This is a genomic window from Geobacillus zalihae NBRC 101842 (assembly GCF_001544135.1).
In the GTDB taxonomy this organism is placed as follows: domain Bacteria; phylum Bacillota; class Bacilli; order Bacillales; family Anoxybacillaceae; genus Geobacillus; species Geobacillus zalihae.
This window is the reverse complement of sequence record NZ_BCPV01000020.1, coordinates 1-12361: the sequence shown is the minus strand read 5'-3', so window position 1 is coordinate 12361 and position 12361 is coordinate 1. Positions and strand designations below refer to the sequence as shown.

12 protein-coding genes and 1 tRNA gene are annotated in these 12361 nt (G+C 54.8%); 12 read left to right on the top strand and 1 reads right to left on the bottom strand.

Annotated features, from left to right (window positions below; genetic code table 11):
* Positions 1–66 precede the first annotated feature (66 nt).
* Together whiA and GZ1_RS07690 are read left to right on the top strand one after the other, a co-directional pair.
* Positions 67–1029, top strand: coding sequence for a DNA-binding protein WhiA (gene whiA, locus GZ1_RS07695; protein ID WP_011232534.1), 963 nt, complete (start codon positions 67–69; stop codon positions 1027–1029).
* A gap of 14 nt (positions 1030–1043) precedes the next feature.
* Positions 1044–1301, top strand: a complete 258-nt coding sequence (locus GZ1_RS07690; protein ID WP_015375787.1) for an HPr family phosphocarrier protein — start codon at positions 1044–1046, stop codon at positions 1299–1301.
* A gap of 126 nt (positions 1302–1427) precedes the next feature.
* Here the strand turns inward: GZ1_RS07690 and clpP are convergent, their stop codons facing one another.
* On the bottom strand, positions 1428–2018 hold the full coding sequence (gene clpP / locus GZ1_RS07685; protein ID WP_011232532.1) for an ATP-dependent Clp endopeptidase proteolytic subunit ClpP: 591 nt from the start codon (positions 2016–2018) through the stop codon (positions 1428–1430).
* A gap of 306 nt (positions 2019–2324) precedes the next feature.
* Here clpP and GZ1_RS07680 point away from each other — a divergent pair.
* From GZ1_RS07680 to eno, 10 genes are all read left to right on the top strand, one after another.
* Positions 2325–2396: transfer RNA gene (locus GZ1_RS07680), tRNA-Arg, on the top strand.
* Between the two features lie 240 nt (positions 2397–2636).
* Positions 2637–2801, top strand: a complete 165-nt coding sequence (locus GZ1_RS18860; protein WP_015375785.1) for a hypothetical protein — start codon at positions 2637–2639, stop codon at positions 2799–2801.
* Between the two features lie 525 nt (positions 2802–3326).
* Positions 3327–4634: an RNA polymerase factor sigma-54 gene (gene rpoN / locus GZ1_RS07670; protein WP_060788256.1), complete on the top strand. Its 1308-nt coding sequence runs from the start codon at positions 3327–3329 to the stop codon at positions 4632–4634.
* Between the two features lie 50 nt (positions 4635–4684).
* The gene (locus tag GZ1_RS07665; protein ID WP_014196719.1) at positions 4685–4930 is read left to right on the top strand and encodes a glutaredoxin family protein; all 246 of its coding nucleotides are present in this window, start codon (positions 4685–4687) and stop codon (positions 4928–4930) included.
* A 123-nt stretch (positions 4931–5053) separates the two neighbouring features.
* The gene (locus GZ1_RS07660) at positions 5054–6073 is read left to right on the top strand and encodes a sugar-binding transcriptional regulator (protein ID WP_060788255.1); all 1020 of its coding nucleotides are present in this window, start codon (positions 5054–5056) and stop codon (positions 6071–6073) included.
* A 48-nt stretch (positions 6074–6121) separates the two neighbouring features.
* Complete coding sequence (gene gap / locus GZ1_RS07655) at positions 6122–7129, top strand: type I glyceraldehyde-3-phosphate dehydrogenase (RefSeq protein ID WP_033006441.1); 1008 nt, start codon at positions 6122–6124, stop codon at positions 7127–7129.
* A gap of 121 nt (positions 7130–7250) precedes the next feature.
* Positions 7251–8435, top strand: coding sequence for a phosphoglycerate kinase (locus GZ1_RS07650; protein WP_033006439.1), 1185 nt, complete (start codon positions 7251–7253; stop codon positions 8433–8435).
* Between the two features lie 61 nt (positions 8436–8496).
* Entirely contained in the window at positions 8497–9258 is a 762-nt protein-coding gene (gene tpiA, locus GZ1_RS07645; RefSeq protein ID WP_060788254.1) for a triose-phosphate isomerase, read from the top strand.
* On the top strand, positions 9251–10786 hold the full coding sequence (gene gpmI, locus GZ1_RS07640; protein WP_060788253.1) for a 2,3-bisphosphoglycerate-independent phosphoglycerate mutase: 1536 nt from the start codon (positions 9251–9253) through the stop codon (positions 10784–10786). Before tpiA ends, gpmI begins: the two co-directional genes overlap by 8 nt.
* A gap of 41 nt (positions 10787–10827) precedes the next feature.
* Complete coding sequence (eno, locus tag GZ1_RS07635; RefSeq protein WP_060788252.1) at positions 10828–12120, top strand: phosphopyruvate hydratase; 1293 nt, start codon at positions 10828–10830, stop codon at positions 12118–12120.
* The last annotated feature ends 241 nt before the right edge of the window (positions 12121–12361 follow it).

Below are 12361 nucleotides of genomic sequence, written 5' to 3'. Positions count from 1 at the left end.
GGCCGCGCCGAAAGTCAGGCACCTCCAACCGGCCGGATGCGGGGAACGAATGGAGGTGGAGCGATCGTGTCTTTTGCATCGGAAACGAAAAAGGAATTGACCCATTTAGAGGTGAAGCCTTGCTGCTTGCGCGCCGAGCTGTCGGCGCTTTTGCGCATGAACGGTTCACTGTCGTTTTCCGGCGGGCGAATGGCCATCGATGTCCAGACGGAAAATGCGGCGATCGCTCGGCGCATTTATACGTTATTGAAAAAGGGCTACGATGTCGCCGTCGAGCTGTTTGTCCGCAAGAAAATGCGCTTGAAAAAAAACAACGTCTACATCGTCCGCGTGACCGACGGTGCGGCTTCTTTGCTTCGTGAACTTCACATTGTCAACGGCGATTTTTCGCTCATCCATGACATTTCCCCGGAGCTCGTCAAGAAAAAATGCTGCAAGCGCTCGTATTTGCGCGGCGCATTTTTGGCCGGCGGTTCGGTCAACAACCCGGAGACGTCGTCCTACCATTTGGAAATTTTTTCGCTGTATGAGGAGCATAATCGGGCGTTATGCGAATTGATGAACAGCCACTTTTTTTTAAATGCGAAAACGTTGGAACGGAAAAAGGGGTTTATTACGTATTTAAAAGAGGCGGAAAAAATCGCCGAGTTTTTAAACATCATCGGCGCCCATCAAGCGCTGCTCCGCTTTGAGGACATTCGCATCGTCCGCGACATGCGCAACTCGGTCAACCGGCTTGTCAATTGCGAGACCGCCAATTTGAACAAAACGATCGGCGCTGCGCTTCGCCAGGTGGAGAACATCCGCTACATCGACGAGACGATCGGCCTTGATTCACTGCCGGCCAAGCTGCGGGAAATCGCGAAGCTTCGCATCGAGCATCAAGACGTGACGCTGAAAGAGCTCGGCGAGATGGTTGCTGGTGGAAAAATCAGCAAATCCGGCATCAACCACCGGCTGCGCAAAATTGATGAGATCGCGGAGCGGCTGCGGGCTGGAAAGCCGGTCGATTTCCATAAATCGCTGTAAAGGGGAGATGGAGAATGGTGGAAAAACAAGTGGAAGTGAAATTAAAAACCGGGCTGCAGGCGCGCCCGGCGGCGTTGTTCGTCCAAGAAGCGAACCGTTTTTCCGCTGATGTGTTTTTGGAAAAAGACGGAAAACGGGTCAACGCGAAAAGCATTATGGGCTTGATGAGCCTTGCTGTCGGCCATGGAGCGGTGATCACGCTCATTGCCGACGGTCCGGATGAGCAAGAAGCGATCGAAAAGCTCGCCGCCTATGTGCAAAAGGAAAAGTAAAGCAGCATGTGGGGCTGGCGGGGAAAGGAATGGAAAAGGCTGCTCCGTTTTGGACGGAAGCAGCCTTTTTTCGTCAATGTCGGTGCAGGCGCAGCTCTATAGCGGTTCTGCCAACGTGTGCATGCCTTATTTTTCATCAGCGCGCGTCAGCACGCGGTCAATGATGCCGTATTCCATTGCTTTTTGCGCGGTCATAAAGTTGTCGCGATCCGTATCGCGCTCGATCACTTCGATCGGTTGGCCGGTGTTTTCCGATAAAATGCGGTTCAATTTGTCGCGCAAGAACAAAATGCGCTTCGCTGCGATTTCGATTTCCGTTGCTTGCCCTTGGGCGCCGCCGAGCGGTTGGTGGATCATGATTTCACTGTTTGGAAGCGCGAACCGTTTCCCTTTCGCACCGGCGGCAAGCAAAAACGCCCCCATGGAAGCGGCCATGCCGATGCAAATCGTCGATACGTCCGGTTTGATGAACTGCATCGTGTCGTAAATCGCCAGGCCAGCTGTGATCGAGCCGCCCGGGCTGTTGATGTACAAGGAAATATCTTTGTCCGGGTCTTCCGCCGCCAAAAACAGCAGCTGCGACACGATCGAGTTGGCCACTTGGTCGTCGATCGGGCTGCCAAGGAACACGATTCGGTCTTTCAATAAGCGCGAATAAATGTCGTACGCCCGCTCCCCGCGGTTCGTCTGTTCAATGACAGTTGGAATCAAATACATCAAAAACGCCTCCTTTTCCATCCTAATGGATCAATATGTACGCTTTAATCATACAGGCATGGTCAATGAAGGTCAAACAAAACGACCTTCCCCATCCTTTATAACATATTCGCGGCTGGCGGCAAACATCCCTTTTTTCATCATAACCGCTTTTTCGTTTTTTTAACCTGTTGCCCCGTTGATGGGGGAAGGAACAAAGGTGCAATTTTTCCTGCTTTTGATGGCATTTTTCCTCTTGCATTTTTGCGCGATCCTGCTATAATAGAACATGCGACGGAACGAAATAGAGAAATCATGAACTTCCATGCCCTCGTAGTGTAGTGGATAGCACGAGAGATTCCGGTTCTCTTAGCGTGGGTTCGAATCCTGCCGAGGGCGCTACTTGTATCCGACCTGTTCGGATCGGAATTCCTAGACTCCTTGATACGACCGCGTTTGCGGTCGTTTTTCATTTTTGGGGAATCCCGAAAAAAACGATAGAATCCGAAAAAATTTTGCACGAATTTTGCACGGCTATTTGGTACGATCCAGTTCCGCCATCGCGAGATCGACCTGCCGGGATTCTTTTTGTTCCATCTCATCTAAAATATGCGAGTACGTTTGCAGAGTAGTGACAATATGGCGGAACGGGAAACGAGTTTGGAGCAGCTGGCTTCGATTCGGTTTCGCCAACCGTCGATCACGATTCGGACCTTGTCCGCAGACAAAGCGTATGGCGCCACGGAGTATCTGGAAGCGCTCTTTCTTCATCCAGACTACAGTTTTTTGTTTTTTGTCGTGTAAATGCCACTAATAAGTGAAAGGTGCAAACCGAATCCTCCTTCCGTTGCGTCACCCGATTGGGCGGCGTTTTTTATTTAGGTGAGGTGATACACGTGTAGAAGTTGCACGAGGTATTGAACGATAACAAAAGCTAAACCACATGAAGAAAAAGGACGGAATGACCTGGGGCGACTGGATGGAGATCATGGGGTCCGGCGCGATACGTATAAACGAGTGCGCGGGGCGGTGAGGAGGAAATGGGAAGGAATAAAGACCCTTAGGTTAAAAAACATATACTTGGTATATGGTTATAATCCTGCCGAGGCAAAACAGCCGCCTAGGAGGCTGTTTTTCTTTTAGATCAGCAGCGGACGCGCCGCTTTCCTCGAGAGGGTTCCCAAATCAAGGGTTCGGGCGGGGCATTGGGTTTTTTCGTCTGAACAGGCGCCGGTTCGGGCGGTCGACAAGGCCGCTTTCCGCCGTCAAAAATTTCTCCTACCCCCTCCCGCTCCCGTCGTGTACAATAAAAGAAAGGGAGGCGTGACGATGAGGGCGGAGTTATGGCAAGAGCAGCGGCTGCAGTTGTCGCTGACAAAGGAACTTGTGCAGGCGATTGAACTGTTGCAATATTCCGCAGTGGATTTGGAAGCGTTTTTATATGAACAGTCGCTGGAAAACCCGTTTTTGGAAATTCGCCGCACCCGGGTGCGGCAACGGCCAAGCCGGACAGAAAGAGACCAAAAGCAATGGCTCGAGAACATTGGCGCCCGCGCAGAGACACTTGTTGGCCATTTGCTTTCTCAGCTGCCTGCGTTAAAGCTCGGTGATCGGGAAGAGCGCATCGTCCGTTATCTCATTGCCTCGCTCGATGAGGATGGCTATTTGCGCGTGCCGCTTGCCGAGCTGGCGGCGCGGTTTTCCGCATCGGAACAAGAGATGGAACGGGGGCTGCGCCTTGTGCAGTCGCTCGACCCGCCGGGAGTCGGCGCCCGCGATTTGGCGGAATGCCTCTTGCTGCAGCTTGAACGTCTTCCTGAGCGCGACGAGCTGGCGGAAACGATCGTCCGTTATCATTTTGTTCCTTTTGCGGAAAAGTCGTGGAAAACGCTGGCCAAGCAGCTTGGCGTCAGCCTTGGCGAACTGCAGCGCGTCTTCGAGCTCATTCGCACACTCGAGCCGCGGCCGGGCATTCACTATTCGAGCGAAACGCCGCCTTTGGTCGTGCCGGATGTCATCGTCACCCGCGGGGCGGATGGAGACTGGATGGCCGCCTATAATGATGACATCCATCCGGAGCTCGGATGGAATCGGGATTACGAGCGGCGCATCGCCGCATCCGGCGACCGGCATGCCGAACAGTTTATCAAAGAAAAATATCGGCAGTTTACATGGCTTGCAAAAAGCCTAGAGCAGCGAAAACAGACGCTTCTTCGGCTCATGGCGGTCATTGTCGAGCGCCAGCGTCCGTGTTTGGAGTTCGGTCTTGCGGCGCTTAAACCGATGACGATGCGCGAGGTGGCCGAGGAGCTCGGCGTCCATGAATCGACGGTAAGCCGTGCGGTGCGTCATAAATATGTGCAAACGCCGTTTGGCACGATCGAGCTGCGCCGTTTCTTTTCGAATGCCGCGACGGCCGCAGGGGATGAAGCGGCATCGTCCGCCCGCGTGAAAGCGATCATTGAGGCCCTTATTTCCGAGGAAGATCGGCGGGCGCCGCTGTCTGACCAACAGCTTGCTGATTTGCTTCGCGATCGGCACGGCATCGCCATTTCGCGCCGCACGGTCGCCAAATACCGCGAGCAGCTGCGCATCCCGTCTTCGGCAAAGCGGAGGCAATATATCGGCCTGCCGTAACGGGCGGCCAATCGAAACGGCAACTGCTGTAGAAAGAGAGGAAGAAATGAATGCATATCCGATTGTATACGAAAACCAATTGCCCGCTCTGCGACAAAGCGAAAGCCGTTTTGACGGAGCTGCGGGCGGACTATTCGTTTACGCTGGAAGAAATTGATATTTACAAAGATGATGAACTGCTGGAAAAATATCAGCTGATGATCCCGGTTGTGGAATTGGATGGCGAAGAAATCGGCTGGGGAGCGATTGAAAAAGAAGCGGTGAGAAAACGGTTGCGGCGGGCGCAAAACAGTTGAACGGCTATCGTCCTCCTGCTATAATGAAAATGGCGCGGGAGGAATTTTTTATGGCACTGCGGGACATAATATGTCATACCGGGACATAAGATGTCCCTATATTCAATCGAGGAGAAAGGATCCATGCAGCCGTTATTGGAGGCACAAAAAAAATTATTGCCTGACTTGCTTGACGTTATGCAAAAACGATATCAAATTTTGCACTCCATTTCGCTTATGGCGCCGATCGGGCGGCGGGCGCTGGCGGCGAGCCTCGGCATGAGTGAGCGGGTGCTCCGGTCGGAAACAGAATTTTTGAAAGGACAAAACTTGCTTTCCGCCGATGTGTCGGGCATGCGGTTGACGGAGGAAGGCCAGGCGCTCCTTCATACGCTCAATGATTTGATGCGGGAAGCGCTCGGACTCAAAGAGCTGGAAGCCGCGCTGCAGGAACAGCTCGGCATTCCGCGGGTGATTGTCGTTGCCGGGGATAGCGACCGTTCCCCTTGGGTAAAAAAAGAAATGGGTAGAGCGTGTGTCGCCTGCATGAAGGAGCTGCTTGAGCCCGGGGACATCGTCGCCGTGGCCGGCGGAACGACGATGGCGGCGGTCGCGGAGATGATGACGCCGGATTCGAAGCTTCGCGATGTGTTGTTCGTGCCGGCGCGCGGCGGCCTTGGCGAAGATGTCGAGAATCAGGCGAACACGATTTGTGCGAAAATGGCGGAAAAAGCGATGGGCCGCTATCGGTTGCTGCACGTGCCTGACCAGCTGAGCGATGAAGCGTACGCGTCGCTTGTCGAAGAGCCAGCCGTGAAGGAAGTGCTGGAGCTCATCCAATCATGCCGCATGGTCGTCCATGGCATCGGTGAAGCGGTGACGATGGCCAAGCGGCGGAAGACGCCGCCTGTAGAGATGGAGAACATCATCGCCCGCCATGCCGTCGCCGAGGCGTTCGGCTACTATTTCAACGAGTACGGCGACGTCGTCCATAAAGTGAAAACAGTCGGCATTCAACTTGAACACCTCCCGCATGTCGAGCATGTCATCGCCGTCGCCGGAGGGGCATCGAAGGCGAAAGCCATTCGCGCCTATATGAAGCGGGCGCCGCATTCACTGCTCGTCACCGACGAAGGTGCCGCCAAAGCGTTAGTAGGGGAATAACTTCCCTTGCCGATACTATTCAGCAGCAAAGTTAAGGAGGAAAACACGATGACAGTAAAAGTTGGGATCAACGGATTTGGCCGCATTGGGCGCAATGTGTTCCGCGCGGCATTGAAAAATCCGAACATTGAAGTGGTGGCGGTGAACGATTTAACGGATGCCAACACGCTTGCGCATTTGTTGAAGTATGACTCCGTTCACGGCCAGCTGGATGCCGAAGTGTCCGTCAACGGCAACAACTTGGTCGTCAACGGCAAAGAAATCATCGTCAAAGCGGAACGCGACCCGGCCAACTTGGCGTGGGGCGAAATCGGCGTTGACATCGTCGTCGAATCGACCGGCCGCTTCACGAAACGCGAAGATGCGGCGAAGCATTTGGAAGCCGGCGCGAAAAAAGTGATCATTTCCGCCCCGGCGAAAAACGAAGACATTACGATCGTCATGGGCGTCAACCAAGACAAATACGACCCGAAAAGCCACCATGTTATCTCGAACGCGTCGTGCACGACGAACTGCTTGGCGCCGTTTGCCAAAGTGCTGCATGAACAATTCGGCATCGTCCGCGGCATGATGACGACCGTTCACTCGTACACGAACGACCAACAAATTTTGGACTTGCCGCACAAAGATTTGCGCCGGGCTCGCGCGGCCGCGGAATCGATCATTCCGACGACGACCGGGGCGGCGAAAGCGGTCGCGCTCGTTTTGCCGGAATTGAAAGGAAAGTTGAACGGCATGGCGATGCGCGTGCCGACGCCGAACGTATCCGTTGTTGACTTGGTGGCGGAGCTGGAAAAAGAAGTGACGGTCGAAGAGGTGAATGCCGCATTGAAAGCGGCGGCCGAAGGCGAATTGAAAGGCATCTTGGCTTACAGCGAAGAACCGCTCGTCTCGCGCGACTACAACGGCAATCCGGCTTCGTCGACGATCGATGCGCTCTCGACCATGGTCATTGAGGGCAAAATGGTGAAAGTCGTTTCCTGGTACGACAACGAAACCGGCTATTCGCACCGCGTCGTCGACTTGGCGGCGTACATCGCGTCGAAAGGGCTGTAAGACGGGCTCGGCATTGAGTTTTCCGCCTGTTCAAGTCTATAATAGGAAAATGGAGGGGAGCGGGGAAATGATCCCCACTCCTTTTCCTTTTCCAACACCATCGTTGAAGGGGGCTGGAACGATGAACAAGAAGACGGTTCGCGACGTTGATGTCAAAGGGAAGCGCGTCTTCTGCCGCGTTGATTTCAACGTGCCGATGGAAGAAGGCGCGATCACTGATGACACACGCATTCGCGCCGCACTCCCGACGATCCGCTATTTGATCGAGCACGGGGCGAAAGTCATTTTGGCGAGCCACCTCGGCCGCCCGAAAGGAAAAGTGGTCGAAGAATTGCGTTTGGATGCCGTTGCCAAGCGGCTCGGCGAGCTGCTTGAACGCCCGGTCGTGAAAACGAATGAAGCGATCGGCGATGAGGTGAAGGCGGCGGTCGACCGTTTGAACGAAGGCGATGTGCTCTTGCTTGAGAACGTCCGCTTCTATCCGGGCGAAGAGAAAAATGATCTCGAGCTCGCCAAAGCGTTTGCGGAGCTTGCGGATCTATATGTCAACGATGCGTTCGGCGCCGCCCATCGCGCCCATGCGTCGACGGAAGGCATCGCCCATTACTTGCCGGCGGTGGCCGGATTTTTGATGGAAAAAGAACTCGAAGTGCTTGGCAAGGCGCTTTCGAATCCGGACCGCCCGTTTACAGCGATCATCGGCGGTGCGAAAGTGAAAGACAAAATCGGCGTCATCGACAATTTGCTTGAAAAAGTCGACAACTTGATCATCGGCGGCGGACTGGCGTACACGTTCGTCAAAGCGCTTGGGCATGATGTCGGCAAGTCGCTGCTTGAAGAAGATAAAATCGAACTGGCGAAATCGTTTATGGAAAAAGCAAAAGAAAAAGGCGTCCGTTTTTATATGCCGGTGGACGTGGTCGTCGCCGACCGGTTTGCGAACGACGCCAACACGAAAGTCGTGCCGATTGACGCGATTCCAGCCGATTGGGAGGCGCTTGACATCGGCCCGAAAACGCGCGAATTGTACCGCGATGTCATTCGCGAGTCGAAGCTCGTTGTCTGGAACGGCCCGATGGGCGTCTTTGAAATGGACGCGTTCGCGCACGGGACGAGAGCGATCGCTGAAGCATTGGCGGAAGCGCCCGACACCTATTCGGTCATCGGCGGCGGGGATTCGGCGGCGGCGGTTGAGAAATTCGGCTTGGCCGACAAAATGGATCATATTTCCACGGGCGGCGGCGCTTCGCTCGAGTTTATGGAAGGAAAACAGCTGCCGGGTGTCGTCGCGCTCGAAGACAAATGACCCGCGGCGCCGGATTTGGCGCATGGCGGCTGACGCCGCCCATTGAAAGGAAGGGTGAACGATGAGAAAACGCATCATTGCAGGCAATTGGAAAATGCATAAAACCTTGGCGGAAGCCGTTCAGTTTGTCGAGGAAGTGAAAGGGCTTGTACCGCCGAGAGCGGAAGTCGATTCCGTCGTTTGCGCGCCGTTTTTGTTTTTGGATCGGTTGGTGCAAAATACAAACGGCACCGATTTGCAAATCGGGGCGCAAAACATGCACTTTGCCGACCAAGGGGCGTACACAGGCGAAGTGAGCCCGGTCATGCTGAAAGACCTCGGCGTGACGTACGTCATTCTCGGCCATTCGGAGCGCCGGCAGATGTTTGCGGAAACGGATGAGACGGTGAACAAAAAAGTATTGGCCGCTTTCACCCGCGGCTTGACGCCGATCGTTTGCTGCGGCGAATCGCTTGAGGAGCGGGAAGCGGGGCAGACGAACGCCGTTGTCGCCTCGCAAGTGGAAAAAGCGCTCGCCGGCTTGACGCCGGAACAAGTGAAGCAAGCGGTCATCGCTTACGAGCCGATTTGGGCGATCGGCACGGGCAAATCGTCGACGGCGGAAGATGCGAACGAAGTGTGCGGCCATATCCGTTCGGTTGTTTCGCGCCTGTTTGGCCCGGAGGCGGCGGAAGCGATCCGCATCCAATACGGCGGCAGCGTCAAACCGGACAACATCCGCGACTTCTTGGCGCAAGAACAGATCGACGGCGCCTTAGTCGGCGGGGCGAGCCTCGAGCCGGCTTCATTCTTGCAATTGGTGGAGGCGGGCCGCCATGAGTAAACGACCGGTTGCGCTCATCATTTTGGACGGGTTTGCGCTGCGCGACGAAACGTACGGCAATGCGGTCGCTCAGGCGAACAAACCGAACTTTGACCGCTATTGGAACGAATACCCGCACACAACGCTCAAGGCATGCGGCGAGGCGGTCGGGCTTCCGGAAGGGCAGATGGGCAACTCGGAAGTCGGCCATCTCAACATCGGCGCCGGGCGCATTGTGTACCAAAGCTTAACGCGGGTCAACATTGCCATTCGCGAAGGCGAGTTTGACCGGAATGAAACGTTTTTGGCGGCGATGAACCATGTGAAGCAGCACGGAACGAGCCTTCATTTGTTCGGTTTGCTTTCTGACGGCGGGGTGCACAGCCATATTCACCATTTGTACGCCCTCTTGCGCTTAGCGGCGAAAGAAGGCGTGAAGCGTGTGTACATCCACGGCTTTTTGGACGGCCGCGACGTCGGCCCGCAAACGGCTCCGCAATACATCAAAGAACTGCAGGAAAAAATCAAGGAATACGGGGTCGGCGAAATCGCGACGTTATCGGGCCGCTACTACTCGATGGACCGCGACAAGCGGTGGGACCGCGTCGAAAAGGCGTATCGGGCGATGGTGTACGGGGAAGGGCCGACGTACCGCGATCCGCTCGAATGCATCGAGGACTCGTACAAACACGGCATTTACGACGAATTCGTCCTGCCGTCGGTCATCGTCCGCGAAGACGGCCGGCCGGTGGCGACGATTCAAGACAATGACGCGATTATCTTCTATAATTTCCGCCCTGACCGGGCGATCCAAATTTCAAACACGTTTACGAACGAAGATTTCCGCGAGTTTGACCGCGGCCCGAAACATCCGAAGCATTTGTTCTTTGTCTGCTTGACCCATTTCAGCGAAACGGTGAAAGGGTACGTGGCGTTCAAGCCGACGAACCTTGACAACACGCTTGGGGAAGTGCTGTCGCAGCACGGACTGCGCCAACTGCGCATCGCCGAGACCGAAAAATATCCGCACGTGACGTTTTTTATGAGCGGCGGTCGCGAAGAGAAATTTCCAGGCGAAGACCGGATTTTGATCAACTCGCCGAAAGTGGCGACGTACGACTTAAAGCCGGAAATGAGCGCCTATGAAGTGACCGATGCGCTCCTCAAGGAAATTGAAGCCGATAAGTACGATGCGATCATTTTGAACTACGCTAACCCAGATATGGTCGGCCACTCCGGCAAGCTCGAGCCGACGATCAAGGCGGTGGAGGCCGTGGACGAATGCCTCGGCAAAGTCGTCGACGCCATTTTGGCCAAAGGCGGCATCGCCATCATCACCGCCGACCACGGCAACGCCGATGAAGTGCTGACGCCGGACGGCAAGCCGCAAACGGCGCATACAACGAATCCGGTGCCGGTGATCGTGACGAAAAAAGGCATCAAGCTGAGAGACGGCGGCATCTTAGGCGATTTGGCGCCGACGATGCTTGATTTGCTCGGTTTGCCGCAGCCGAACGAAATGACCGGGAAATCGTTGATTGTCAAATAACGATGATCTTGAGAAAACGATACAAAAAGGAGTGTGTTTTAATGTCTGCCATTATCGATGTCTACGCTCGTGAAGTGCTCGATTCGCGCGGCAACCCGACCGTAGAAGTGGAAGTGTACACAGAAGACGGCGGCTTCGGCCGCGCGCTGGTGCCGAGCGGCGCCTCGACCGGGGAATATGAAGCGGTCGAACTGCGCGACGGCGATAAAAACCGCTACCTCGGCAAAGGGGTGTTAAAAGCGGTCGAAAACGTGAATGAAATCATTGCGCCGGAAATCATCGGCCTCGAGGTCACTGACCAAGTGGCGATCGACCGGAAGTTGATTGAACTAGACGGCACGGAAAACAAAAGCAAGCTTGGCGCCAACGCCATTTTGGGCGTCTCGCTTGCCGTGGCCCGCGCGGCGGCGGACGAGCTCGGTTTGCCGCTGTACCAATACTTGGGCGGCTTTAACGCCAAAACGCTGCCGGTGCCGATGATGAACATTTTAAACGGCGGCGTGCATGCGGACAACAACGTCGACATTCAAGAATTTATGATCATGCCAGTCGGGGCGGAAAGCTTCCGCGAAGCGCTGCGCATGGGGGCGGAAATTTTCCACAGCTTAAAAGCGGTGCTGAAAGCGAAAGGCTACAACACCGCGGTCGGCGATGAAGGCGGCTTCGCCCCGAACTTGAAATCGAACGAAGAAGCGCTGCAAACGATCATCGAAGCGATCGAAAAAGCCGGCTACAAACCGGGCGAACAAGTGATGCTCGCCATGGACGTTGCCTCGTCCGAGCTGTACAACAAAGAAGACGGCAAATATCATCTTGAAGGCGAAGGCGTTGTGAAAACGTCGGAAGAAATGGTCGCTTGGTATGAAGAGCTTGTATCGAAATATCCGATCATCTCGATCGAAGACGGGCTCGATGAAAACGACTGGGAAGGCCATAAACTGCTGACCGAGCGGCTCGGCAAAAAAGTGCAGCTTGTCGGCGACGACTTGTTTGTCACAAACACGAAAAAACTGGCCGAAGGCATTGAAAAAGGCGTCGGCAACTCGATTTTGATCAAAGTGAACCAAATCGGCACGCTCACCGAAACGTTTGACGCCATCGAAATGGCGAAACGCGCCGGCTACACCGCCGTCGTCTCGCACCGCTCCGGCGAAACGGAAGACAGCACGATCGCCGACATCGCCGTCGCCACGAACGCCGGCCAAATCAAAACAGGCGCGCCGTCGCGCACCGACCGCGTCGCGAAATACAACCAGCTGCTCCGCATTGAAGATGAACTCGGCCACACGGCCATTTACCAAGGCATCCGCTCGTTTTACAATTTGAAAAAATAACGGGAACAGGCGTCCCCAACGGAGGGGGCGCCTGTCGTTTTGACGGAGGCGAAAAGAGAATCGAATGGCTGGCGGTGATCAAGACGTCTTGATGCATTCAGGAAAGCTGCGCCTCTCCTTTAGACGGGAGAGGAAACAGCCGTTTTATGCTGCACAGTGTAGCGTTGGATGTTGTCTCATGATGAAGAGAAAGTCAAGTATCATCATTTGTAGAAAATAGTCGAATTTTTTGTAATGATTT

Bases quoted from the DNA above. Each gene is read 5' to 3' on its own strand.
- GZ1_RS07665 (WP_014196719.1), top strand. From the start codon at position 4,685: ATGCATATCCGATTGTATACGAAAACCAATTGCCCGCTCTGCGACAAA.
- gpmI (WP_060788253.1), top strand. From the start codon at position 9,251: ATGAGTAAACGACCGGTTGCGCTCATCATTTTGGACGGGTTTGCGCTG.
- gap (WP_033006441.1), top strand. From the start codon at position 6,122: ATGACAGTAAAAGTTGGGATCAACGGATTTGGCCGCATTGGGCGCAAT.
- eno (WP_060788252.1), top strand. From the start codon at position 10,828: ATGTCTGCCATTATCGATGTCTACGCTCGTGAAGTGCTCGATTCGCGC.
- rpoN (WP_060788256.1), top strand. From the start codon at position 3,327: ATGAGGGCGGAGTTATGGCAAGAGCAGCGGCTGCAGTTGTCGCTGACA.
- GZ1_RS07650 (WP_033006439.1), top strand. From the start codon at position 7,251: ATGAACAAGAAGACGGTTCGCGACGTTGATGTCAAAGGGAAGCGCGTC.
- GZ1_RS07660 (WP_060788255.1), top strand. From the start codon at position 5,054: ATGCAGCCGTTATTGGAGGCACAAAAAAAATTATTGCCTGACTTGCTT.
- GZ1_RS07690 (WP_015375787.1), top strand. From the start codon at position 1,044: ATGGTGGAAAAACAAGTGGAAGTGAAATTAAAAACCGGGCTGCAGGCG.
- tpiA (WP_060788254.1), top strand. From the start codon at position 8,497: ATGAGAAAACGCATCATTGCAGGCAATTGGAAAATGCATAAAACCTTG.
- clpP (WP_011232532.1), bottom strand. From the start codon at position 2,018: ATGTATTTGATTCCAACTGTCATTGAACAGACGAACCGCGGGGAGCGG.
- GZ1_RS18860 (WP_015375785.1), top strand. From the start codon at position 2,637: ATGGCGGAACGGGAAACGAGTTTGGAGCAGCTGGCTTCGATTCGGTTT.